Annotated in this window: 19 protein-coding genes; 11 read left to right on the top strand and 8 right to left on the bottom strand. The window is 55.0% G+C overall.

The genetic code is table 11. The features are described 5' to 3' along the window. Nucleotides 1-103 precede the first annotated feature (103 nt). Nucleotides 104-1,321 (top strand): PLP-dependent aminotransferase family protein, encoded by a 1,218-nt coding sequence (locus FHW17_RS21210; protein WP_182510771.1) that lies wholly within the window; start codon nucleotides 104-106, stop codon nucleotides 1,319-1,321. A gap of 19 nt (nucleotides 1,322-1,340) precedes the next feature. On the opposite strand, the gene FHW17_RS21205 is transcribed toward FHW17_RS21210, so the two are convergent. From FHW17_RS21205 to FHW17_RS21195, 3 genes are read right to left on the bottom strand one after another with little or no spacing between them, the layout of a single operon-like run. Next, nucleotides 1,341-2,900 carry a HAMP domain-containing sensor histidine kinase gene (locus FHW17_RS21205; protein WP_246706973.1) on the bottom strand — a complete coding sequence of 520 codons (1,560 nt, stop codon included), beginning with the start codon at nucleotides 2,898-2,900 and terminating at the stop codon, nucleotides 1,341-1,343. Then, nucleotides 2,897-3,595: a response regulator transcription factor gene (locus FHW17_RS21200; protein ID WP_182510770.1), complete on the bottom strand. Its 699-nt coding sequence runs from the start codon at nucleotides 3,593-3,595 to the stop codon at nucleotides 2,897-2,899. The genes FHW17_RS21205 and FHW17_RS21200 overlap by 4 nt, the downstream gene beginning before the upstream one ends. Before the next feature lie 11 nt (nucleotides 3,596-3,606). Further along, entirely contained in the window at nucleotides 3,607-5,148 is a 1,542-nt protein-coding gene (locus FHW17_RS21195) for a DUF4173 domain-containing protein (protein WP_182510769.1), read from the bottom strand. Nucleotides 5,149-5,612: 464 nt separating this feature from the next. Here FHW17_RS21195 and FHW17_RS21190 point away from each other — a divergent pair, with 464 nt between their 5' ends. Both FHW17_RS21190 and FHW17_RS21185 read left to right on the top strand, forming a co-directional pair. Beyond that, nucleotides 5,613-8,324 carry a DNA translocase FtsK gene (locus FHW17_RS21190; RefSeq protein ID WP_246706971.1) on the top strand — a complete coding sequence of 904 codons (2,712 nt, stop codon included), beginning with the start codon at nucleotides 5,613-5,615 and terminating at the stop codon, nucleotides 8,322-8,324. Nucleotides 8,325-8,464: 140 nt separating this feature from the next. Further along, nucleotides 8,465-9,754, top strand: coding sequence for an Hsp70 family protein (locus FHW17_RS21185; protein WP_112525636.1), 1,290 nt, complete (start codon nucleotides 8,465-8,467; stop codon nucleotides 9,752-9,754). A 33-nt stretch (nucleotides 9,755-9,787) separates the two neighbouring features. Here FHW17_RS21185 and FHW17_RS21180 read toward each other — a convergent pair whose 3' ends face one another. From FHW17_RS21180 to FHW17_RS21165, 4 genes are all read right to left on the bottom strand, one after another. Beyond that, nucleotides 9,788-10,084 (bottom strand): hypothetical protein, encoded by a 297-nt coding sequence (locus FHW17_RS21180; protein WP_112525638.1) that lies wholly within the window; start codon nucleotides 10,082-10,084, stop codon nucleotides 9,788-9,790. 208 nt (nucleotides 10,085-10,292) lie between these two features. Then, nucleotides 10,293-10,592 carry a YkgJ family cysteine cluster protein gene (locus FHW17_RS21175; protein ID WP_182510768.1) on the bottom strand — a complete coding sequence of 100 codons (300 nt, stop codon included), beginning with the start codon at nucleotides 10,590-10,592 and terminating at the stop codon, nucleotides 10,293-10,295. A 5-nt stretch (nucleotides 10,593-10,597) separates the two neighbouring features. Further along, nucleotides 10,598-10,780 carry a hypothetical protein gene (locus FHW17_RS21170; RefSeq protein WP_182510767.1) on the bottom strand — a complete coding sequence of 61 codons (183 nt, stop codon included), beginning with the start codon at nucleotides 10,778-10,780 and terminating at the stop codon, nucleotides 10,598-10,600. Nucleotides 10,781-10,937: 157 nt separating this feature from the next. After that, nucleotides 10,938-11,606, bottom strand: coding sequence for a TetR family transcriptional regulator (locus FHW17_RS21165; protein WP_112525644.1), 669 nt, complete (start codon nucleotides 11,604-11,606; stop codon nucleotides 10,938-10,940). A gap of 264 nt (nucleotides 11,607-11,870) precedes the next feature. Between FHW17_RS21165 and FHW17_RS21160 the strand changes: the two genes are divergently transcribed. The 3 genes from FHW17_RS21160 to FHW17_RS21150 all read left to right on the top strand — a co-directional run bounded on the left by FHW17_RS21160 (nucleotide 11,871) and on the right by FHW17_RS21150 (nucleotide 16,588). Continuing rightward, nucleotides 11,871-12,986, top strand: coding sequence for an efflux RND transporter periplasmic adaptor subunit (locus FHW17_RS21160; protein WP_113096807.1), 1,116 nt, complete (start codon nucleotides 11,871-11,873; stop codon nucleotides 12,984-12,986). Continuing rightward, a complete protein-coding gene (locus FHW17_RS21155) occupies nucleotides 12,983-16,126 on the top strand; it encodes an efflux RND transporter permease subunit (RefSeq protein WP_182510766.1) in 3,144 nt (1,047 codons plus the stop codon). The genes FHW17_RS21160 and FHW17_RS21155 overlap by 4 nt, the downstream gene beginning before the upstream one ends. Nucleotides 16,127-16,237: 111 nt before the next feature. After that, nucleotides 16,238-16,588: a VOC family protein gene (locus FHW17_RS21150; RefSeq protein ID WP_182510765.1), complete on the top strand. Its 351-nt coding sequence runs from the start codon at nucleotides 16,238-16,240 to the stop codon at nucleotides 16,586-16,588. A 53-nt stretch (nucleotides 16,589-16,641) separates the two neighbouring features. On the opposite strand, the gene FHW17_RS21145 is transcribed toward FHW17_RS21150, so the two are convergent. Beyond that, complete coding sequence (locus FHW17_RS21145) at nucleotides 16,642-17,553, bottom strand: LysR family transcriptional regulator (protein WP_182510764.1); 912 nt, start codon at nucleotides 17,551-17,553, stop codon at nucleotides 16,642-16,644. 167 nt (nucleotides 17,554-17,720) lie between these two features. On the opposite strand from FHW17_RS21145, the gene FHW17_RS21140 reads away from it, so the two are divergent. The 5 genes from FHW17_RS21140 to FHW17_RS21120 all read left to right on the top strand — a co-directional run. Then, complete coding sequence (locus FHW17_RS21140) at nucleotides 17,721-18,731, top strand: LLM class oxidoreductase (RefSeq protein WP_112525652.1); 1,011 nt, start codon at nucleotides 17,721-17,723, stop codon at nucleotides 18,729-18,731. Between the two features lie 14 nt (nucleotides 18,732-18,745). Beyond that, nucleotides 18,746-19,579 carry an aldo/keto reductase gene (locus FHW17_RS21135; protein ID WP_182510763.1) on the top strand — a complete coding sequence of 278 codons (834 nt, stop codon included), beginning with the start codon at nucleotides 18,746-18,748 and terminating at the stop codon, nucleotides 19,577-19,579. 407 nt (nucleotides 19,580-19,986) lie between these two features. Beyond that, nucleotides 19,987-21,186: a plasmid partitioning protein RepA gene (repA, locus tag FHW17_RS21130; protein ID WP_182510762.1), complete on the top strand. Its 1,200-nt coding sequence runs from the start codon at nucleotides 19,987-19,989 to the stop codon at nucleotides 21,184-21,186. A gap of 3 nt (nucleotides 21,187-21,189) precedes the next feature. Beyond that, nucleotides 21,190-22,200: a plasmid partitioning protein RepB gene (repB, locus tag FHW17_RS21125; protein ID WP_112525658.1), complete on the top strand. Its 1,011-nt coding sequence runs from the start codon at nucleotides 21,190-21,192 to the stop codon at nucleotides 22,198-22,200. 156 nt (nucleotides 22,201-22,356) lie between these two features. Further along, the coding region (locus FHW17_RS21120; RefSeq protein ID WP_281410761.1) for a helix-turn-helix domain-containing protein at nucleotides 22,357-22,652 on the top strand (296 nt) is incomplete at its 3' end.

Below are 22,652 nucleotides of genomic sequence, written 5' to 3'. Positions count from 1 at the left end.
GCGCAATCAACCCATCTGAAAATAGCAACACCCGATATGTCAGTATTGTTGACATATCGGGTGTTTTGCGTTGCTATGGCTTAACAACAGCCGGGAGGAAGACATGGGCGATTGGGATGCTCTCTACGCTACGCGTACAAAAAACATGCGTGCGTCCGAGATACGTGAACTGCTGAAGCTGCTTGATCAGCCCGATATCATATCCTTTGCTGGCGGTATTCCGGACCCTGCCCTCTTCCCCAAGGAAGCGATCAAAGAAGCCTACGACGCGATCATCAGCAAGAATGCGGACATTGCTCTGCAGTACTCGGTGAGTGAAGGCTATCGCCCGCTGCGCGAATGGCTGGTCACGCATATGGCGTCAATCGGTGTGCCCTGCAGCATCGACAATATTGTCATCACGACAGGCTCGCAGCAGGCTCTCGATTATCTCGGCAAGCTGTTCATATCGCCCGGTGACACTGTTCTGACGACATGGCCCACCTATCTCGGCGCGCTGCAGGCGTTCAACGCTTACGAGCCGCGCTATGACCGTCTCCACCCTGAGCAGGGAAACATGACGCCCGCTGCCTATCGCGACGGTGCAAAGGCTGCTGGCGGTGATATCAGGCTCGCCTATCTCACAGCTGATTTCTGCAACCCGACAGGCGAAACGGTCAGCCGTGATGGCCGCATCCGATTGATTGAACTGGCGCACGAACTCGACATACCGCTGATTGAGGATGCTGCCTATCAGGCATTGCGCTTTGACGGCGAACCTGTCCCTTCAATGCTTGCTCTTGACTGCGAACGGGAAGGAAATATTGACAGCACTCGGGTCATCTATTCCGGCAGTTTCTCCAAGACACTTACACCCGGTTTGCGTGTTGGCTGGATATGCGCCGCAAAGCCGGTGGTTGCCAAGCTGGTCCTGATCAAACAGGCCGCTGATCTTCACAGTCCGACCATCAATCAGATGGCGATCCATCATGTGGCTGAGCGGTCATTCGACAAACAGGTGGAGAAGGTTCGCGACAGTTACCGCAAACGCCGGGATTATATGCTGGATGCCCTTGCCCGCTTCATGCCTGAAGGTGTGACATGGACAAAGCCTGAGGGCGGCATGTTCGTCTGGGTAACTTTGCCTGAAGGTATGGACGGTGCAGCCCTCCTCGCCAAGGCGTTGCAGAAAGTACGGGTGGCGTTTGTTCCCGGCTTTGCATTCTTTGCCGATGGCACGGGTAAGAACACCATCCGGCTCAATTTCTCCCTGCCCAATAAGGAAGCAATTGAAACGGGTATTTCCCGGCTTGGAAAACTTATTGCTGAAGAGGTCGCCTAGAGCCTTTTGGGCAGAACCACTATGCTGCGGGGAGCCTGATTGCAAAACAGGCCCCCGCGGTGGTGCCCTGCAGCTCGATCGTGCCGTCATGACCCCTGACCAATGCTGCGGCAATACCAAGTCCGAGACCGGTACCACCGCTTTCGCGCCGTGTGGTAAAGAAAGGTTCGAAGATACGGCCCTTGTTGCCGGGTGAAATCCCCTTGCCATCATCACTCGCCGTAAGGGTTACAACCTCTGGCCCCGCCACTGCATTGAGCGTAAAGCGCGTGGCGCCATGGCGCGCGGAATTATCGGCCAGATTGGAAAGGATGATAGCCGCGTTCTCGGCAGACATGCGAAAGCGGATGTCTGCGCCAGCATCAATCTCAACTGGTATTCGCCTGTCCGGAACAAGCATTTCAACCACTTCACCAAGCGAGGTTGTTTCGCCGGTTAAATGCATGCTCTCGGCCCGGGCGAGTTCGATCAATCGGCGGACCAGACGGTTCAACCTGTCCGTATCGGCAATGATATTGCTGTAAAACCGGACCCGCTTTTCCTGTCCCATCTCATCTCCGGCATCACGAAGCAGTTCAGCTGCACCTTGGATTGCAGTCAGAGGCGATTTGAGTTCATGCGAAACATGGGTGGCAAATGTTCGTATTGTGTCTGACCGGGCCTGCAGCTTGTGCGCCATATCAAGAAATGCATTTGAAAGCTCGGCCATTTCACGCGTGCCATGATGGTGCAGTGGTCCAATAGCATTTCTGTCACCGGCGGAAATTCGCGCTGTCCGGTCGATCAACTCGTAGATTGGCCGGCTGATGGTTCGGATAAAGACAAAGGCGATACTCAGCGTGACGCCCAATATGGTAAGAGCGGCCAGTATCACCTTGCCGCGTTCGCTGTAGAGGTGTTTGACAATGTTATTGGGAGTTCTGGACGCGTAAACAACGCCCGCAACGCGATCCCCAACAATGACGGGGATTGCTGCAAAGACGCGCACGCGCGTGCCCCGGCTGACCGAGTAGATTGGCGGAACCGGCGAATCCAGAACACGCGTGCGCAATGCACTGGCATAGGTGCCGGTCAGTGCTGTACGCACCTCCTCAATACCCGCGAGTGACTTGCCGGTTTCGCCGCTTCCGGCAATGACGACTCCGGAAGGATCAAGCAGCCGGAAACCGGCAAGTGTGATTGTCTGGGTATCGGTCAGAATTCCCGTAAGGCGCGCGCCGATTGCAACGAAGACGGGATCAACCGCAGCTGGAACAGAATCCGGTCTGCGCGGCAGAACGGGATCAATAGCAAGGTCGAGGCGTGGCTCGATGGGGTGGTAGCGTTCGTCCACGCTGCTTCCAGCCGCAGGAGCAGGCATTGCGCCAAGCTTTTCACGGGGAATATCAGCATCGCGTACTTCACGGGCATAGATTGCTGCGATAGCGGCTCCCTGCGCGATAAGCTCAGCCTCCGTTTGCCGGATGAGCTGGTTTTCATAGAGGCGAAAAAAGAACAGGCCGACAAAGGGCAGGACCATGACTGTCATCAGGATGACGAGTACCACCAGTCCAAGTCGTGGTCGCCATTTCTCACTCATAGGCCGCACCGGCCAAGCCGGAAGCCAACTCCGTGAACCGTTTCAATGGCGTCCGCGCAGCCTGCAGCGGCAAATTTGGCACGAATATTGCGGATATGGCTGTCCACCGTTCGATCGGAAACATGAATATTGACCGCGCGACTGGCACCCATGATCTGGTCGCGGCTTAACACATGGGCCGGTTTATTCAGCAAGCTTTTGATCATGGCGAATTCGATCGAGGTGAAATCAAGGTCATGCCCGGAAAAGTTTACGGAATGCCGGGCAGGATCAAGTGTCAGAAGACCATGGATCAAGGGTTTTGGGTCCGGTCCGATTTCGGTGGCAGCTGGGCGGGCCCGTCGCAGAATGACATTGACCCGCGCAACCAGTTCACGCGGGCTGAACGGCTTTGTCACATAGTCATCGCCGCCCATCTCCAGCCCGAGTATGCGATCAATCTCTTCATCACGGGCCGAGAGAAACAGGATCGGGACATTCGATGTCTTGCGTAGCTCACGGCAGACGTCGAGCCCGTCCATCTCCGGCATACCAATATCCAGCACCAGAAGATCAGGAGCCTTCTGCTGGGCCATGCGCAGCGCGGCAATACCATCTGCCGCGACATCCGTTATCATACCGGCTTTTTCCAACGCAAAGCAGATCACTTCGCGAATATGCGGGTCGTCATCTGCCACAAGAATGCGTTGCGCCATAGGTTCGTCTTTCAGTGTTCACCCGGCACGAAATCCGGTCGTGAGGGTGACGTGGGATTCGCCTCTAGATAGCGGGAAAGACGCCATCCGCGAAAGGTCCAGGCACGCCAGTTCTCGAAATACCGGCGTTGTTGTCTGACGAGCCCCTGCCGTTCCTCTTCCAGCACACGCGCCGTTTGCACTTCTGCAGGAGGTATTGCCGCGATCATGCTATCCATAGCCGGAATAGTGTCCGGGCCGAGCAATGTGAGGTAGGTGATATCGACATTGAACTCTCCTCCATTCATCGCCCGACTGTGTTTTACGTTATACCCGGCAATTAAAGCCGCGAAATTGATAAAGCAGCACACATAAAGTGTCGCAGAAAGCGTCAGAAGATTGGCGGCAAACAGCCATTCATTCGATTTTCCAAGTGCAATGCGAACCATGATCAACACAAGCCCGGCGGCCACCAGAAGCATCCAGATGAATGCGGCCATACGCCAATAGGTTAGCGAGTAGATGCTGACATAAAGATCAAGACGCAGGATAGATGAGATGACAAGTACAACATTCTGGGCTGTCCACAGATAGACCAGCGCACGGATGCGGCGGTCCGCCGATGTCGCACTGCCCGGTCGCATGGCCACAAGGACAAATCCGGCAGCGAGCAATGCCGTTGCAATCAGCGGATATGCACCGCTATGGGCATAGCTGGCATAGGTCACACCATCGGGCAAAGCAGCGCCGCCCCACAGATAGGTGGCATCGAGCGCTGTCTGAATTGCAAACAATGCGTTGAAGAGCAGGAGCGCGCGCAGAATTGCTCCCTTGCCAAAGACAATGTCCTCGATATTCGTGCCATCCATCTTCATCGATGGTACGGACGCCAAGGGATTGACCAGCGATTTGCGCTCATTTCGCGTGCGCCGGATCTGTAGGCGTGGGCGCAGGAATGCCCAGCCTCCGGCAATGAACAGCAGCCAGAACAGGCTGCGCCATATGCCGATGATGTCAAAGATTGCCCAGAAATCAATGAGGGATAGCCAGTGCTCGATCACCGGGTTGGCAATGCCAAACAAGGTAATGAAAACCCCTGCCAGAATGAGCGGCATCAACCAGACGGCAATACTGGCAAAGCGGATTGCACGCTTGCCAACACGCCGGATGACAGTTCGCCAGCGAATGAAATCCCTGATGAACCTGATAGGTGCAACAAGCAGAAATATTGCCACCTGCCGGGCGATAGAAGCCACGCCTGTACGCAAGCGTTTTGCCGTGGCCAGTGCAAAAAGGCCGAGTGAGATTATGGCGATGGAAATAGAAAGCCCGGTGATGTCCTCCAGGAGGGGAGCAAGCCCGATGATCAGCAGCGCAAGTTTGATTGCCAACGCCCCGCCCTTTGCTGGCGCTGGGTTGGCGATAATGATTGCAGTTGCAAGCAGCACGGCCAGAATCAGCAGCGACACCCCGACATATTGGTCAAAAAGCAGAAAATCAGCCGCGGCGGTCAGGAAAAGGGCAAGTCCCATTCGCGTTGGAAAACTCGGTTGGAGTGTTCTGGATGTGATCATGTTTTGTGACCCTTGGCATCGCTGTGGTTAACCGGCGGATTGGATGGGGCTCTGAACGGGAGGATTGTAGCGCCAGTGAGTGGTGTTGGCGGATCGACAAGCCACCACCCATCGGAGAGAAGCCGGGAAGGCAAAGAGTATTTGATGTGATGAATGGGTTCTGAGGGCGTTTGCATGCGGACTTTGTGCTTGCGAACAAAGGACGGCCTGTGTTGCGGCGGAGGAGAATTTCAGCAGTTTCGTGCAGAAATTGTGCAGGCTTGTTGAAGTGATGGTTCCAACAATCAGCCTGTGTCGAGCGAGTTGAAGAAATCCGCTGTCAAGATGTGGCAAGAGGGAGAGTGTTTGCAGCCATCAGTAGCAACTTATTAACCTTCATTTTCTATTCGATAAGGCAAGTTTACGAGCAACATCCAATCGCTTCGCTTGCAGGTATCATGCGTATTCCAAGAACAAATTTCTCAATGAAGTCAGATGATTACGTAGACGAGTATGGCGATGTGAACGAATCGCCTGCGTCTGTACCAGCACCTGTGGCCGCAAAACCCTACGTGCCGGAACCAGCACCGGCACCGGTTCAACGCCAAGCTGCTCCCAGCGCGCGCGCTACGGCGCCTTCACCTTACGAGCCGGTATCGACAAGACGCTCCGTTGAAGCGCCTGCTTTGGCCACGCCAAGTGCAGTAACGCGGGCCCCGATGCGGGCGGCCGTTACCCTTGAACCTGATACGGACCCGTCTGCACCTATTTCCAAGCGGATGTTCTCGCTCTCTGCCAATGTACGGTTCACGCGCACACCGGATGCAGTCTTGAACAAGCATCGCAACGGAGCAGAAAACACGCTGCCTGCTGTTAAGGCGGCACCTATGCCTGCCGTTAAGACAGACAAATCCATTGCCGCGCCAAAAACGCCAATGGAGCCAGCGCGTGCATCTGCGAATGTCTCGCCTGAAAAGAAGACCGTCACGCCAAATGTCGCTGTCGAGAAGGCCCCTGCCCCAATTGAGGCTAGCCTGCTTCGCGGGCCGGCATTTCCTGCAAGCTATGCCACACCCGTAGTGACCCATGCTCCGATCGTTCGCGAGAGCCGGCCCAGCCTGCAGGTGGCTGGCGCGCAGTCCGTGCCGCACAAATCCGGACCACTTGACTATCTCTCGGATTTTGCATTCTGGGAATCGATGGAATTTTCCGGCGGTGTTGCCCCGATCCCCGCTGCGTCCGCATCGCAGGCCGTGCGCAAAATTGCGCCAGATGCCATCACAGCCCTGTTCCGCGTGGTCGAACTGCGCCAGTCGCATCAACCAGACGCCGCAATGGCGGTGCCTGCAACGCCCATGCCATTGCCTGTCGCCCCCATTGTTCCGGTCGCGCCGAAGGTTGTTGAGCCTGCTGTGCCATTGCATCAGCCAGAACCCGTTGTTGAAAAAGCGGTGATTGTAGAACCGATCATCGTAGCACCGGAACCAGTGGTTGCGGCTGTTGTGGAAACTGCACCAGCTCCGCAGCTTGCAGTAGCGGTCGAAGAGAAGCCGTCGCGCCTTCAGGTAACGGTTCGTCAGGAACAGCCCGCTATCGTTCCCGCACGTCTCACACCGCTACCGGTCCAGTCCTATGGCGAAACCTATGAACGCCCGCCGCTGTCCCTGTTGCAGGAACCGGCAGAACGTACGGAAGTGGTCATAACGCAGGAAGCGCTGGAACAGAATGCCGGGCTTCTGGAGAGTGTGCTGGAGGATTTTGGCATACGCGGCGAGATTATTCATGTGCGCCCCGGCCCAGTGGTCACACTTTATGAATTCGAGCCCGCACCCGGGATCAAGTCTTCGCGTGTCATTGGCCTTGCTGACGATATCGCCCGTTCCATGTCTGCCTTGTCGGCTCGTGTTGCGGTAGTACCAGGACGCAATGTCATTGGTATCGAATTGCCGAACGCGATCCGCGAAACCGTATATTTCCGCGAGATGATCGCATCAGCGGATTTCACGAGCACCAAACTCAAGCTGGCGCTTTGCCTTGGTAAGACCATTGGCGGTGAACCTGTGATTGCCGAGCTTGCGAAAATGCCTCATCTGCTGGTGGCCGGTACAACCGGTTCGGGCAAGTCTGTCGCCATCAACACGATGATCCTCTCGCTGCTCTACCGGCTGACACCGGAAGAATGCCGCTTGATCATGGTCGATCCAAAAATGCTGGAACTGTCGATTTATGATGGCATTCCGCACCTGCTGACCCCTGTCGTAACAGACCCCAAAAAGGCCGTTATGGCGTTGAAATGGGCAGTGCGGGAGATGGAGGACCGCTACCGGAAGATGTCGAAACTTGGCGTGCGCAACATTGACGGCTTCAATGCCCGTGCCGCGCAAGCCAAGGAAAAAGGTGAGACGGTGATGTGTACTGTCCAGACCGGCTTCGACAAGGGAACCGGCGAGGCCATTCATGAGCAGGAAGCTCTCGATCTGACGCCGATGCCTTATATCGTGGTCATTGTCGACGAAATGGCCGACCTGATGATGGTGGCGGGCAAGGACATTGAAGGCGCTATTCAGCGGTTGGCACAGATGGCACGCGCTGCCGGTATCCATCTGATCATGGCAACACAGCGCCCGTCGGTCGATGTTATCACCGGTACGATCAAGGCGAACTTCCCGACCCGCATCTCGTTTCAGGTGACATCGAAGATCGACAGCCGCACCATTCTCGGTGAACAGGGCGCCGAACAACTGCTCGGTCAGGGCGATATGCTGCACATGGCAGGTGGCGGGCGGATTTCCCGTGTACACGGACCCTTCGTCTCTGACGAGGAAGTCGAGCGTGTTGTGGCGCACCTGAAAGCACAGGGCCGTCCTGACTATCTCGATACGGTTACGGCCGATGAGAGTGAAGAGGAAGAACCTGAAGCCGAAACCGGCGGAGCCGTCTTCGATAAAGGCGCTGTTGCGGCTGAAGATGGCAATGAACTCTATGACCAGGCGGTTAAAGTGGTTATGCGGGACAAGAAGTGCTCGACCTCCTACATCCAGCGCCGTTTGCAGATCGGCTATAACAGAGCTGCATCGCTGGTGGAACGCATGGAAAAGGAAGGGCTGGTCGGACCGTCCAACCATGTGGGCAAACGGGAAATTCTCTCGCACAGCCGGGATAATGCACCATTCGCCAACAGCGATATGCCGGACTAATTTTCAACGTAAAAGACGCAGGTGCCCTTGCGTCTCCACCGCCGCTATGTCATGACGCGCGTCCTTGATTTGGGCGCGCTGTGCCCATTCGACGGGCCCTGTCCCGATTTCTGACATTCATGGCATAAAGGAGCGCGGCAATGGCTCAGGCGCTGGGTTTCGACTTTGGCACGACCAACACGGTTTTGGCATTGGCGGATGGAACAACGACACGCTCATTGTCATTCACCAATGCGACCGGCACGGCCGACAGCATGCGCACAGCGCTGTCCTTCATGAAAGACCCTGTTGCCGGTGCAGCGGCGTTGAAGGTTGAAGCGGGGCATGCGGCAATCCGCCAGTTCATCGATAATCCCGGCGAAAGTCGCTTTTTGCAGTCCATCAAGACATTTGCTGCAAGTGCGCTCTTTCAAGGTACTTTGATTTTTGCCAAGCGCCATACGTTTGAAGATCTGATGGAAATTTTCGTGCGGCGGTTAAAGACCTATGCCGGCGATGAATGGCCAGGCGATGTCAAACGTATTGTTACAGGCAGGCCAGTGCATTTTGCCGGTGCCAATCCCGATCCGGCACTGGCAACCGCGCGCTATAATGAGGCGCTCACCCGTTTTGGCTTTCCTGAAATCCACTATGTGTATGAACCAGTGGCCGCAGCATTTTATTTCGCCCAGAATCTCAAGGCTGATGCGACCGTTCTTGTGGCGGATTTCGGTGGTGGCACGACCGACTATTCGCTCATCCGTTTTGAGAAGAAGACCGGTAAACTCAGCGCAACGCCAATCGGTCATTCCGGTGTCGGCATTGCAGGGGATCATTTTGACTCCCGGATGATCGACAGCATTGTCGCGCCGCAAATCGGCAAGGGAAGTTATTTCAAGAGCTTCGACAAGACACTCGAAGTGCCCTCCTCCTACTATGCCAATTTCAGCCGCTGGAACCAGCTTTCCATCTTCAAGACAACACGAGAGTTTTCCGAGTTGAAAAAACTGGTCCGCTCAAGCCTTGAGCCGGAGAAGCTCGAGGTTTTTGTTGATCTCGTCGATCACGATGAAGGCTATCCGCTCTATCAGGCCGTTTCGGCAACCAAGATGGCGCTGTCTACAGCTGAGGAGGCGGAGTTCAACTTTGAACCATTGGGGCGTGGGGGTCGAAAGATGATCAAGCGCAGCGACTTCGAAGAGTGGATTGCGGCTGATCTGACGCGTATTGAAGGCGCGCTTGACGATGTTCTTGAGAAGACCAACACAGCGGTGGGCGATATCGACAAGGTCTTCCTGACCGGGGGTACGTCCTTTGTCCCGGCGGTCCGGCGCATATTCACCGAACGCTTTCCGCAGGACAAAATCGAAAGTGGCGGCGAGCTGCTTTCGATCGCGCATGGGCTAGCGCTCATTGGAGAACGCGACGACATTCCGCAATGGACCGCCTGATCTGGTCAGGCGATGGTCTTTTAGGGCTGGATATCAGATATCAAACTTCTTCCAGAGCGACATCTTTTGAGCCGTTTCTGGAGAACGTTCAGCATTATTGCAGAAGGTCAGCAGGGTTTTATCATCAACCCGCTGGTTGATTTCTGCCTTTGCAGTGAACGCTGTCACTGTGAAAGTATCCGGCCATTCGGACTCATATCCAACGGCGGTTGTCGCAACCAGCGCTGCGCACAGTGCCAGGCTCAACAGGTAAATCCGCCCGAGATTCTTTGGTCCTTCCGTCCGTTCTGTTACATATTCCGGTTCGCGATCGACATTGCCTCTATGCATGATGAATCTCCGGATAGTTTTAAAGCGTTGAATGCAGCTTATTCAGTTTGAAGGGCCGCCAGAAATACGGACGCAATAGAGGCAAGTTTTTGACCGATGCGAACACATCAAAATCAACTCTTATTGATTGGAATAATGGAGTAAATTTTAACGGTTTTCCCACCCTCTGGCTGGGAACCCGGATCAAAATTGCCGTGCTTGTTCGTGGTCAGGCCGGGAGATTGTGCGCTTTGCGCGCCATGAGGCATTCCGGATCGCCGGGCATGCAGGAACGGCACACTTCGGGGCGTACATCGTAAATGCCGCAAGCTGTGGTCTTGCCGATCTCGCCCGTTAATGCGGAGCAGCGAACACCGATGCAGCGCATGCCGCTTTCGTCGCTGGCCACATATTTGGCGGGAATAAGCGCAAGCTGCTCGTCATCCTCGACGGAGAATCTCGGCCACTGCGATGAGTAGCAGCAACAGGCGCCGCAGGTCTGGCAATCATAAATCTCGCCTGCATTCATGCGTTTTATTTGCCCTTGCGTTTGCGTGCAGGCGTCTTGGACGTTGCATTGAACAGATCACTATCGCCTGTCGCGGCATCAACAGCCGAACCTGCCACGTTCTGTTCGACCTTCTCAGGCTTGGGTGCCTTTGCTGGTGCCGGACGCTCGCTTGTCGCAGGGTCCTTGGCGGTAAATTTGATAGCCATGGTTCAATCCTTTCATATTCGCCCTGATGAGCGATACGGATTGCCAGTGCAGGCCGTCAGCGCAGGAAGGGAGCCGTTGTTTACCCCGTATGAACCACGGATACTAGGCTTGAGGCCCATTTATCTGGGGAAGCGGCATAAGACCATCGGCGAATAACTACGATACGGCCATGAGCTTTTTCGCCTTGGCGATAGGTGCCTGAGCCAGAAGGTCCTTCTTGCGAAACGAGTCGACGATGGCTGTCAGCGTCATTGTTCCGGCTGCGACCAGATCAAAAGATTTATTAAGCCGCATCCATTCGGACAGCAGTCCACTCATCGCACTTTGTAGTGAGCGTGCTGCAATTTCGGGTCGCCATTCGCTTGAAAGCATTCCGCGCTTCTTGGCAAGTGTTGTCAAACGCAAGAGCATCTGATGGACCTCTTCGTTGAGCGTGCGAAGCCGTTCCAGAACTTGAGCCATCTCGCCTACATATTCGCAGCGCTGGGTGATGATGGTGAAAACACGCTGCTTGCGCTGATCTCCCGCGAAATTCTCAAGGCAGAAAATACCGGCATCCAGAGCAATATCGAGAGGATTGCCGACCTCACAATGAAATGCCTTGGTCAGCAGGTCATCCTGCGGGAGCCGTACCCGCTCGACCACTTCCTGATAGAGTTCGATCTTGTCCTTGAAATGGAAATAAATAGCGCCACGCGTAACACCTGCATGCGCGGCAATCTGATTGAGTGTCGACTGATTGACACCATGTTCCAAAAAGACCGCTTCCGCAGAATCCAGAATGGATTCACGCGTTTCTCCGGCCTCGGCTTTGGTCCTGCGCATAACGCCTCCTTCGCTCGGGTGATCCCTCCTGGGGAAGCCGGAACATCGTCCGTCAGTTATGATCCCGCGGCCCTTGTCGTACCGCCGGTTCGATAACCCAAACGTGATCGCGTCCGGTCTATTTTCGGACACAATATCACGCTTTCGTATATTTACAATCACGGATGTATGTTTGTACATGCGCCCAGATATTCCTCGGACAAGCGAATCCTCCCAATGACTTTGCTCGGCACCCGTTTCCTTCCCCTTATTGTTCTTACAAGCATGACACTGGCATTCAGTTTGCCGGCTAATGCTCAACAGGCTGGCGGCAAGGCCCCTCCCCCACCGCAGGTAACGGCAGTTGCCGTTCATCCGGAGGAAGTGGACCTTTCCTACCAATATGCCGCACGCATCACAGCCTATCGCGATGTACAGGTGCGCGCCCGTGTCGGCGGTATACTTATGAAGCGCAATTTCGTTGAGGGCTCAGAGGTCAAGGCAGGTGAGCTGCTCTTCGAGATCGATCCTGCTCCTTACGAGGCAGAACTCGCCCGTGTGCAGGCCCAGTTGCAACAGGCGCAGGCACAATATGCACAATCCGTTCGTGACGCTGATCGTGCCCAGACGCTGGTGGATCAGAAAGTCCAGAGCACGGCAGCCCGCGATACGGCAATGTCTACGCGAGATCTCAACGCTGCTGCGGTTGCGGCGGCTAAAGCGCAGGTGAGAACAGCTGAACTCAACCTGCAATACACGAAGGTCACTGCGCCCATCAATGGCGTGACAAGCCGCGAGCAGGTTTCGGAAGGCAGTCTTATTGGCACGGATGCCTCTTCAAGCCTGCTGACTTCGATTACCCAGACCGACCCTGTTTATATCAACTTCTCCTTCACGGACACGGAAGCCGCCGAAATCCGCCGTCTGCTTGACGAGCGTAAGGCCAAGGGACTGGAAGCCAACAAGCTTTCGGTCAAGCTCTCCTTTGGCGATGGGACTGTCTATAATCATTTCGGTACAATAGACTTTACCTCCAGCAGCCTTGATCTGGAAACGGGTACGCTGGGCGTGCGCGCCATTATCGACAATCCGGATCGGCGTCTCCTGCCGGGGCAGTTTGTCCGCGCGACGGTCACTGGTGTGACTGTCAATGACACGATTGTCATCCCTGAAGCTGCGCTGATGCAGGGGCCTAAAGGCCAGTTTGTCTATGTGGTAAACAATGAGGGCAAGGCAGAAGTTCGCCCCCTCAATCTTGGTCAGCAAGTCGCCAAAGGCTGGATTGTCTTATCCGGTCTTAATGCCGGTGATCGTGTGGTCACAGAAGGTGTCATCAAGGTCAAGCCCGGTCAGGCCGTTGCAGCGACCGATACTGTCAAACAGGCTCTGGTGACCCAATGAACCGTTTCTTCATTGACCGGCCGGTTTTCGCGGCCGTCATATCGATTATCATCGTCCTGGCAGGTATTGTTGCGATCCGGGTCCTTCCGATCGCTCAATATCCGGAGTTGACGCCGCCGCAGGTGGTTGTCAGCGCCAACTATCCGGGCGCCAGTGCCGAAACAATCGCGCAAACCGTTGCATCGCCGCTTGAACAGCAGATCAACGGCGTCGAAAACATGCTCTATATGCAGTCAACGAATTCGGCCAGTGGCCAGATGCAGCTGACGGTGACATTCGCACTCGGCACCAATGCCGATCAGGCGACAATCAACGTTAACAACCGCGTACAGCGTGCCACATCGACCCTGCCGCAGGACGTGACCCGTCAGGGTGTGACAGTTGCCAAGCGCTCTACATCCATTCTTGGCCTCGTGGCCATGTATTCCGAGGGTGGCCAGTTTGACCGCACCTATATCGGCAATTATGCCCTGCTTAACGTGGTCGATGATCTGAAGCGTATTCCGGGTGTCGGTGATGCGCAGGTTCTCGGCAATCCGAACTATTCCATGCGTATCTGGCTGCGCCCGGACAAGCTGGCGCAATATAATTTGACCCCGACGGATGTCGCCACCGCCGTTCGCGAACAGAATTCCCAGTTTGCTGCTGGCAAGTTCGGTGATCAGCCTGATCCGCAGTCGAATGCTTTCACCTATTCCGCCACAACGATGGGCCGCCTGCCCGATGCCAAGGCTTTCGAGAACATTATCCTGCGCTCCTCTCCAAACGCAGCAACCTTGCGGCTGGGTGATGTCGCCAGAGTAGAGTTGGGCGCGCAAAGCTATGCGGTGGACAGCAAGCTCAACGGCACGCCCGCCATACCAATTGCGGTCTACCTGCAGCCGGGCGCCAATGCGCTCAACACCATGGACGCTGTGCGCTCCCGTATGGATGAGCTGAAAGCCGCTTTCCCCACGGGCATGGATTATTCGATCCCTTACAACACGACCAAATTCATTCAGGCATCCATCGATGAGGTTGTCACGACATTCATCGAAGCGATTATCCTCGTCGTTCTCGTGGTCTTTATCTTCCTGCAGAACTGGCGGGCGACACTTATCCCCGTTATTGCCGTGCCGATCTCTATTATCGGCACGTTTGCAGGCATGTATGTCCTGGGCTTTTCGATCAACCTCTTGACGCTCTTCGGTCTCGTTCTGGCGATCGGTATTGTGGTCGATGACGCGATTGTGGTTCTGGAGAACGTCGAACGCATCATGTCGACGGAAAAGCTGCCGCCGCGTGAGGCAGCGATCAAGGCGATGAGCGAAGTGACCGGTCCTGTCGTTGCCATCGTGCTGGTGCTCTGCGCCGTGTTCGTGCCTGTCTCCTTCATGGGCGGGCTTGCAGGTGCAATGTACAAGCAGTTTGCTGTCACGATTGCCATGTCGGTGACAATCTCCGGCATTGTCGCGCTATCACTGACACCCGCACTCTGCGGCCTCATTCTGAAACCCGGCCACCACGAACCGGCCCTCCCCTTCCGTATGTTCAACCGGGCGTTTGAGCGCATAGCATCGGGCTATACTTCTGGCGTGCGGTTCCTGATCAAGCGGGTGGCCATTGGCCTGACCTTGTTTGCCTTCCTGATCGGCGGCACGGCTTACATGTTCTACAAAATACCGGGTTCACTGGTGCCTGATGAAGATCAGGGTGTGCTCTTGAGCGTTGCGGTGCTTCCGCCCGCGGCGTCGCTGACGCGAACCAAAGCTGCGATGGAACAATCATCACAGAATTTGGCCAAGCACCCTGCCGCCGAGAACGTCTTTGCCATTGCTGGTTTTGATCTTCTCTCCGGTGGTCAGAAGTCCAATGCAGGTACAACCTTCCTTACCCTCAAGGATTGGAGCCAGCGCAAGACGCCGGAACTCGATTCCCGCAATATGGCCGGTCCCATCATGGGCATGAATGCCGGGATCAAGGACGCCATGATCCTTGCGTTCAATCCACCACCTATTCAGGGTCTGAGCACGACAGGCGGCTTTGAATTATATGTGCAGAACCGTGCGGGCAGTGATGTGGCCAAGCTGACAGATGCCACTAACAAAATCGTGGAAGCAGCGTCCAAACGGCCTGAGCTTACCAGTGTAAGAACAACATTCGATGCGAACGTGCCGCAGTATCAGCTGGACCTCGATCGCGACAAGGCCAAGGCTCTCAACGTTCCCATCAATTCTGTCTTCGATGCGATGCAGGCGTCTTTCGGTAGCCTTTATGTGAATGACTTCACACTCTATGGCCGTAATTATCAGGTCAATCTGCAGTCGGAAGCGGATTTCCGCCGCACACCTGATGACCTCCGGCAGGTGTTTGTGCGTGCCGATTCCGGCAGCATGATCCCGCTCAGCGCTCTTGTAACGGTAAAGCGTATAGTCGGCCCGGATCAGCTTGAGCGGTTCAACGCCTTCAGTGCTGCCAAGGTGACGGGTAATCCGGCTCCGGGTTACACTTCGGGCGATGCGATCAAGGCTATGCAGCAAGTCGCCAAGGAAACGCTGCCTGAGGGCTTCCAGATTGCGTGGACCGGTTCTTCCTTCCAGGAATTGGCGACGAGCGGCACCGGTTCGCAGGCGATGATTTTCGGCATCATCATGGTGTTCCTGATCCTTGCTGCACAGTATGAAAAGTGGAGCTTGCCGCTCGCGGTTATTATGGCGGTGCCCTTTGCGCTCTTCGGTGCTCTTGCTGCAACCATGCTGCGTGGGCTGACCAATGACGTCTACTTCCAGATTGGCATGGTGACACTGATAGGGCTTGCGGCGAAGAACGCGATTTTGATCGTGGAGTTTGCGGTACTGAAACGTCAGGAAGGTTTTTCGGCTGCGGAGGCTGCCATTGAGGCGGCGCGGCTACGTTTCCGGCCGATTGTCATGACTTCGCTTGCGTTCATCCTTGGTGTTGTACCTCTTGCGATCAGCTCCGGTGCAGGTTCGGCAAGCCGTCACGCCATCGGTACGGGCGTTATCGGCGGTATGCTTGCCGCAACATTTATTGCGACTTTCTTCATTCCAATGTTTTACCGGCTCATTGCTTGGAAAGACCCGGGTAAGAAGAAATCATCCCTGCCCGATGCGCAACCCGCTCCGGCCCCGGCCGAATAATCATCGAACCCCCTCCCCTCCTCCAAGGTTGAGGGGGTTCCGCTTTCTGGGGCTATGGATCAACTCCTGCTTAGGCGCTAAGAATGAGACTGGCGGCTACAGGAGGAAATAATGGCTGTTCGACGCATTGTGCCAAATCTCGCAGCAAATGATCCGGAGCTTGCCAGAAAGTTTTATGAAGACCTGCTTGATCTCAAGGTCGTCATGGATCATGGGTGGATACTGACATTTGCTTCTGATGCCACGTCCCGACCTGAGATAAGTGTGGCGAGCGAGGGTGGCTCAGGCACTCCCCTCCCCGCTCTTTCCATTGAGGTGGATAATGTTGATGCTGTTTATCAACGGGCAAAGGCTGCCAGGTTGGAGATTCCCTACGATATCACTGATGAACCGTGGGGTGTCCGCCGCTTCTATGTCCGTGATCCCTTTGGAAACGTTGTGAATATTCTCTCACATGGGTAAGCGTTAGTTTCGTATTAACCAATTAACAATTTGATTTTACATAATAATATATCTCATACGGTCATATCGGCGGGGTTACTTTCCACTAGGAAGTCAATGAACGCACGGATACGCGCAGCCATATGTTCGTGTCCGGCAAAGACCGCATGGATAAATTCGATATCTTCCGGATTATAATCCTCCAGAACCGGCACAAGCGCGCCGGCATCGAGATCTCTTTGCACGTGGAATTGACCAATACGTGCGAGCCCAAGCCCGGCAATTGCCAGTTGCCGCACGCTCGAACCATTATTGGCTTTAAAATTACCCTTTACCGCTATCGGGCGAATACGTCCCTCGCCCGGATAGCGAAAAGCCCACTCATCCATGCTGCGGCGAAAGTTGAATGTCAGGCAGTTATGCCACGCCAGTTCGTCGGGTGTCTGCGGTGTGCCATGCCGGGCAAGATAATCAGGAGCGGCAACAACAACGCGGCGGCTCTCGCCGAGTTTGCGCGCCTTCAAACCCGAATCGCGCATGGGACCGGTGCGGATGGCAACGTCGGCGCGCTCTTCAATAATGTCAATAACGCCATCGGACAGTGAGAGATCAAGCTCCACATCCGGATAGCGTGCGAGGAACGCCGGGACAAGCGGGACGATATAACGCGTGCCGAAACCAACCGATGAATTGACCCGAAGGAGACCACGCGGAACTGCAGCACCACCTGAGGTCATGAGCCGTTCTGTTTCGTCGATTTCGGCGATGATGCGAACCGCGCGCTGGTGATACGCCTCGCCTTCCGGTGTCAATTGCAGCGCCCGCGTCGATCGAACCAGCAAACGTGTGCCAAGACGTTCTTCGATCCGTGTAATCAACTTGCTGATTGCCGATGGTGACAGGTTGAGCCGTTCACCGGCAGCCGTGAAACTGCCGCGCTCTACGGCCTCCACGAAGACCTCCATCTCGCCTGCCCGGTTGTTCATGCGAAACACCTCAATCGACTATGTGAATTCAATTCACAGACCTTAGTTTATTTTACTGCATTATAACAGCAATGGGTTTGCGCCATATGTCGATCAACAGGGCGCACAGGAAGCGCCTCCGTCAATAGAGCTGTTCGCTCGCGATCCAAGTACGGGAGTAGCACTCCATGTCAAAGCAGTATTCGTCCCTCGATCTTATTCGAAAGCCAGGCACAATCACGCTCGGCATAGAATTGCCACTGGATAATGACTGGGCGCCGGAACGTGAAACAAGAAGGATTGCCGAAGGTCGTCCCTTTGGTGTTCCCGATTTACGTCTGTATCCGGAACTCGTTCAGCAGGTTGATCGCTCTGGTTTTTCCGCCGTGTGGATGCGTGATGTCCCGGTATTTGATCCGAATAATTTCGGCGATGCTGGATCAGTCTATGATCCGTTCGTCAATCTGGGCTTTCTCGCCGGTATAACCCGGAATGTTGCCCTTGGAACGGCGGCAGTTGTTCTGCCCCTGCGCCATCCAATGATGGTTGCGAAGGCGGCAGCTTCCGTTGACGTGCTTTCCGGCGGACGCCTGATCCTCGGTGTTGCTTCTGGCGACAGGCCGGTCGAATATCCCCTGCTCGGGCTTGATTTTGAAAGCCGCGGCGATGCCTTTCGCGATGCAGTCGCCTATTTGCGTGCGGCGTGGCAATCCAATGGCCTGCCGGTTGGCCGTGGACAACTGGAGCCCGCACTTGATCTGCTGCCGAAGCCACCGCGTGGCAATATTCCAATGATCATTGCTGGACAAGGACGCCAGACACCGGAGTGGATTGCAGATGAGATGGACGGCCGCTTCGTTTATCCGAACGGTATTGAACGACTTGCCGCTCAGGCGAGTGATTGGCGCACCGCCCGCGCGGCAAACAGCATTTATGACGGTGCGTTTATCAGCGCTTTCCATCTGGATCTTGCGGAGAATGCCAACGAACCCGCCACACCTCGCCGGTTTGGCGCACGGCTTGGCCGCAACGCATTCATTGAGCATTTGCACAACCTCAATGCCATTGGCGTCGACCATCTGGCATTGCTGCTGCGGCCGTCGCAGCGCCCTTTGAACGAAGTTATCGACGAATTGGCGCGCGAGGTCCTGCCCCAATTCAATCAATCCCCATCCGCCCTTCAGACAGCGGCCGAATAACACAGGAGAATATTATGCATTTTGTAACAACCAATGGAGCCTCCATTCCCGCTTTGGGTTTTGGCACATTTCGTATGCCGGGAGCCGATGTGTTGCGCATGGTGCCGCACGCTTTGAAACTTGGTTTTCGCCACGTCGATACGGCCCAGATTTATGGCAATGAAGCTGAGGTCGGCGAAGGCATCGTCAAGTCAGGTATTGCACGCAGTGACGTCTTCCTGACGACCAAGGTCTGGGTTGAGAATTATCGACGGGATACATTCCTCGCCTCGGTCAATGAGAGCTTGAAGAAACTGAAAACAGATCACGTCGATCTGCTCCTATTGCATTGGCCCAACACCGTGGTGCCGCTTGCCGAGCAGATTGGTGCGCTGAACGAGGTCAAGGCGGCAGGCAAAGTCCGTCACATTGGCGTGAGTAACTTCAGCACGGCGTTAATGGCCGAAGCCATTGCATTAAGCGATGCGCCACTGATGACCAATCAGGTGGAGTACCATCCTTATCTCAATCAGAGATCGGTGATTGCCGCAGCGCGTGAGGCAGGCATGTCCGTCACTGGCTATTACGGCATGGCCGATGGCGCTGTCTTTGAAGACGCGGTTCTTCGTGATATCGCTGTGCGTAACGGCAAGACCGTTGCTCAGATTGTTCTGCGCTGGCTGGTACAGCAGGAGGGCGTCATTGCCCTGTCAAAGACTGTGGGTGAAGCCCGTGCTGCCGAGAATCTTGCTATCTTCGATTTCGTTCTTAGTTCGGATGATATGAAAGCAATTCACGCTCTGGCCCGAACCGATGGCCGCATCGTCAGCCCCAACGGTCTTGCTCCGGTCTGGGACAATGCAGTCTAAGCGGGCCGCGTAAAGCGCCATCACCTCCGACGTCAATCTGGCATCACCTCCGTTGCATTCGTAACGGAGGTGAAATGGTATGGAAGTCGATATATTATCACTAGAGGGCGATTCGGTTCGACGAATGTGATTTGTGAATGCGTGGATTGCCAAATTTCGGTGTTGTACGCGTACAACTTACGCGAAGCTCAGCACGGCGGTTGGGATTGGAGGCAGGAGGGCAAGGTCGCTTAAACTAAACTGCAGCTAAGTTGTACGCGTACAACTGTTGTCTGCCTCGTTTCGCGAAATTGCACTTAACTGTTGGTTAACCTAAAACAGTTTGCCACTAAAAGAGAATCTCTCCATATTATAATCAGCGCATATTTTTAAAGTTTGGACGAAAATGCGCAGATGAGAGGTTGGAGATGCTTGATCAGAACTCGGCAGGTGCGCCCGCAACGACGTTGCGGTCGTTGATTGCATCTGACGCTGAAGATTTGGCGCGTCAGCTGCAAGCTCATCAATCGCGCATTTTTCCGCCGACAGCGCAGAAAACAATCCGGATGTTCACGCCCGCGGAGGCTGCCGATTTTATCGGTATTCACGAAGGGTATCTGCGCCAGATCGTGGCCGATGGTCATGGCCCGGCACCGCAGTCGAACGGACGCAGGCTTTATTCTGTCAATGATCTGGAGGAGCTGCGCCGTCTGCTTGACGCCAATGGCAAGAGTGCTGCGAAATATGTGCGGCATCGCCGGGATGGCGAAAAGCTGCAAATCATTTCGATCATGAATTTCAAGGGTGGTAGCGCGAAGACCACGACCTCAGCGCATCTGGCCCAGTATCTGGCACTGCGCGGTTATCGCGTGCTTGCCATTGATCTCGATCCTCAGGCGTCGCTCTCGGCCATGTTTGGCCACCAGCCGGAACTTGATGTCGATCAGAACGAGACGTTGTACGGTGCAATTCGCTATGGTGCTGAGCGCCGCCATATCACTGAAATCGTTCGGGCAACGTACACGCCAAACCTGCACATCATTCCGGGCAATCTGGAATTGATGGAGTTTGAGCACGAAACCCCAAAGGTTCTTGCTGACAAGCGACCTGATACGATGTTTTTCTCCCGTATCGGCGAATGTCTTGCGGATATTGAATCTGCCTATGATGTGGTCATTTTGGATTGCCCACCGCAGTTGGGGTTTCTTTCGCTTTCAGCGCTTTGTGCGGCCACAGCAATTCTGATCACCGTTCATCCGCAGATGCTTGACGTCATGTCCATGTCGCAGTTCCTGCACATGACCAGCGATCTCCTTGCTGTGGTCGAAAACGCAGGCGGCAAAACCGAATATGACTGGATGCGCTATTTGATTACGCGTTTCGAGCCTAATGATGGCCCGCAAAATCAGATGGCCGGCTTTATGCGGTCAATTTTCGGTAATCGTGTTCTTGAAAGTGAGATGTTGAAGTCCACGGCGATTTCCGATGCCGGTTTGACCAAGCAAACTCTGTATGAGGTGGACCGTTCGCTGTTTACGCGCGGTACCTATGACCGGGCTTTGGAAAGCCTGACGCTCGTTAATGGTGAAATTGAAGAATTGCTCCGTAGAACGTGGGGAAGGAAATAACCCATGGCACGTAAAAACCTGTTTGAAATGACGCCTGAAAGCGACGAAGCAGAATCTGCAGCGCCCGTGAGGACAACGCTGGGACGGCCGCTGCTTGGTCTTGACCGCCCTTTGCGGCCTGCAAGCCCTGTAGGGGCCATATCGCAGTCGCTCGATGGTATTTCCGCCAAGGCACAGCGGGCTGACGAAATTGAAAAGCGCCTTGCAGAAGGGCAGGCGATCATTGAGCTTGACCCTTCCCTTGTGGACGCTTCTTTCGTTGTTGATCGTCTCGGTGTTGATGCCGATGATCAATCAGGCCTGATTGTACAGATCCGCGAACATGGACAACAGGTTCCCATTCTGGTGCGTCCGCATCCTGAAAGGGAAGGGCGGTTTCAGGTTGCCTATGGGCATAGGCGCTTGGCGGCCGTTAAAGAGATCGGCGGCAAGGTCAAGGCAGTTGTACGTGACCTTACCGACGAGCAGCTGATTGTTTCGCAAGGCCAAGAGAACAACTCACGCACTGATCTGTCGTTTGTCGAGCGCTGCTATTTCGCTGCAAAGCTGGAGACCAAGGGCTTTAACCGTGAGACGATCATGTCATCGCTCGGCGTTGATAAGGCGGCATTGTCGCGCATGATCGCTCTTGTTAAGCGTATCCCATCGCCCTTGATTGAAGCGATTGGCCCAGCACCTGCGTTCGGGCGACAGCGCTGGGCTGAGATCGCCGACATGCTCGAAGATAAATCGAAGCGCGCGCGAGCGCTGAAACACATCGATGATGCGGATTTTCTTGCTGCGAAAAGCGATGCACGCTTCCAAATCATCTTCGATCTCATGAAAATTACCAAAGATAAGCCGCGGGTAACGGCTTGGACTGCGCCAGATGGGACATCTCCGGCGAAGATCAAGGAAACCGATGCGGCACTTAGTATAGCATTCGACAAACGGATTGGTTCGCAATTTGGCGCTTTCGTTGAGCGCAAGCTGCTGACTTTGTTTGAAGAATTCCAGAAGGAAACAGGAGACTAGACACCGCAAAAGAAAAAAGCTCCCGAACGTTGCCGTCGCGGAAGCCCTTCTCACAGTGTGGTAGCTTGAGAATCGCATTTCCGGGAATCAGTGTCAAGAGTAATTGGCGTCGTTTGGGCGAGCGGAGATCTTTTGCCTATTGAAAGGTAGAGGACGATGCAGTCGGGGAATGCATTCACGACGCCCTTTGGGCGGCGATCGCTGTCGCTTGGCATGCTGGCAACGCAGGCCGGCGCGATGGAGGTCGATCCAGAGGCTTCGGTCGACAAATGGAAACTGTTTCGTGCATTGTGCGAGGCAAGGGCGCTGATCGGGATTTCCGACCGGGCGCTGGTGGTGCTGAACGCGCTTTTGACGTTCTATCCGCACAATGAACTGAGTGAGACGAGTGGGCTGGTGGTGTTTCCATCCAATGCGCAATTGTCATTGCGCGCCCATGGCATGGCACCGGC

This window comes from Phyllobacterium sp. P30BS-XVII (assembly GCF_014138335.1).
GTDB classification, from domain to species: domain Bacteria; phylum Pseudomonadota; class Alphaproteobacteria; order Rhizobiales; family Rhizobiaceae; genus Phyllobacterium; species Phyllobacterium meliloti.
This window is presented reverse-complemented; position numbering and strand designations above follow the sequence as displayed.

Bases quoted from the DNA above. Each gene is read 5' to 3' on its own strand.
- FHW17_RS21140 (WP_112525652.1), top strand. From the start codon at position 17,721: ATGTCAAAGCAGTATTCGTCCCTCGATCTTATTCGAAAGCCAGGCACA.
- FHW17_RS21190 (WP_246706971.1), top strand. From the start codon at position 5,613: ATGAAGTCAGATGATTACGTAGACGAGTATGGCGATGTGAACGAATCG.
- FHW17_RS21170 (WP_182510767.1), bottom strand. From the start codon at position 10,780: ATGGCTATCAAATTTACCGCCAAGGACCCTGCGACAAGCGAGCGTCCG.
- FHW17_RS21155 (WP_182510766.1), top strand. From the start codon at position 12,983: ATGAACCGTTTCTTCATTGACCGGCCGGTTTTCGCGGCCGTCATATCG.
- FHW17_RS21185 (WP_112525636.1), top strand. From the start codon at position 8,465: ATGGCTCAGGCGCTGGGTTTCGACTTTGGCACGACCAACACGGTTTTG.
- repB (WP_112525658.1), top strand. From the start codon at position 21,190: ATGGCACGTAAAAACCTGTTTGAAATGACGCCTGAAAGCGACGAAGCA.
- FHW17_RS21135 (WP_182510763.1), top strand. From the start codon at position 18,746: ATGCATTTTGTAACAACCAATGGAGCCTCCATTCCCGCTTTGGGTTTT.
- repA (WP_182510762.1), top strand. From the start codon at position 19,987: ATGCTTGATCAGAACTCGGCAGGTGCGCCCGCAACGACGTTGCGGTCG.
- FHW17_RS21210 (WP_182510771.1), top strand. From the start codon at position 104: ATGGGCGATTGGGATGCTCTCTACGCTACGCGTACAAAAAACATGCGT.
- FHW17_RS21180 (WP_112525638.1), bottom strand. From the start codon at position 10,084: ATGCATAGAGGCAATGTCGATCGCGAACCGGAATATGTAACAGAACGG.
- FHW17_RS21175 (WP_182510768.1), bottom strand. From the start codon at position 10,592: ATGAATGCAGGCGAGATTTATGATTGCCAGACCTGCGGCGCCTGTTGC.
- FHW17_RS21160 (WP_113096807.1), top strand. From the start codon at position 11,871: ATGACACTGGCATTCAGTTTGCCGGCTAATGCTCAACAGGCTGGCGGC.
- FHW17_RS21165 (WP_112525644.1), bottom strand. From the start codon at position 11,606: ATGCGCAGGACCAAAGCCGAGGCCGGAGAAACGCGTGAATCCATTCTG.
- FHW17_RS21145 (WP_182510764.1), bottom strand. From the start codon at position 17,553: ATGAACAACCGGGCAGGCGAGATGGAGGTCTTCGTGGAGGCCGTAGAG.
- FHW17_RS21150 (WP_182510765.1), top strand. From the start codon at position 16,238: ATGGCTGTTCGACGCATTGTGCCAAATCTCGCAGCAAATGATCCGGAG.
- FHW17_RS21205 (WP_246706973.1), bottom strand. From the start codon at position 2,900: ATGAGTGAGAAATGGCGACCACGACTTGGACTGGTGGTACTCGTCATC.
- FHW17_RS21195 (WP_182510769.1), bottom strand. From the start codon at position 5,148: ATGATCACATCCAGAACACTCCAACCGAGTTTTCCAACGCGAATGGGA.
- FHW17_RS21200 (WP_182510770.1), bottom strand. From the start codon at position 3,595: ATGGCGCAACGCATTCTTGTGGCAGATGACGACCCGCATATTCGCGAA.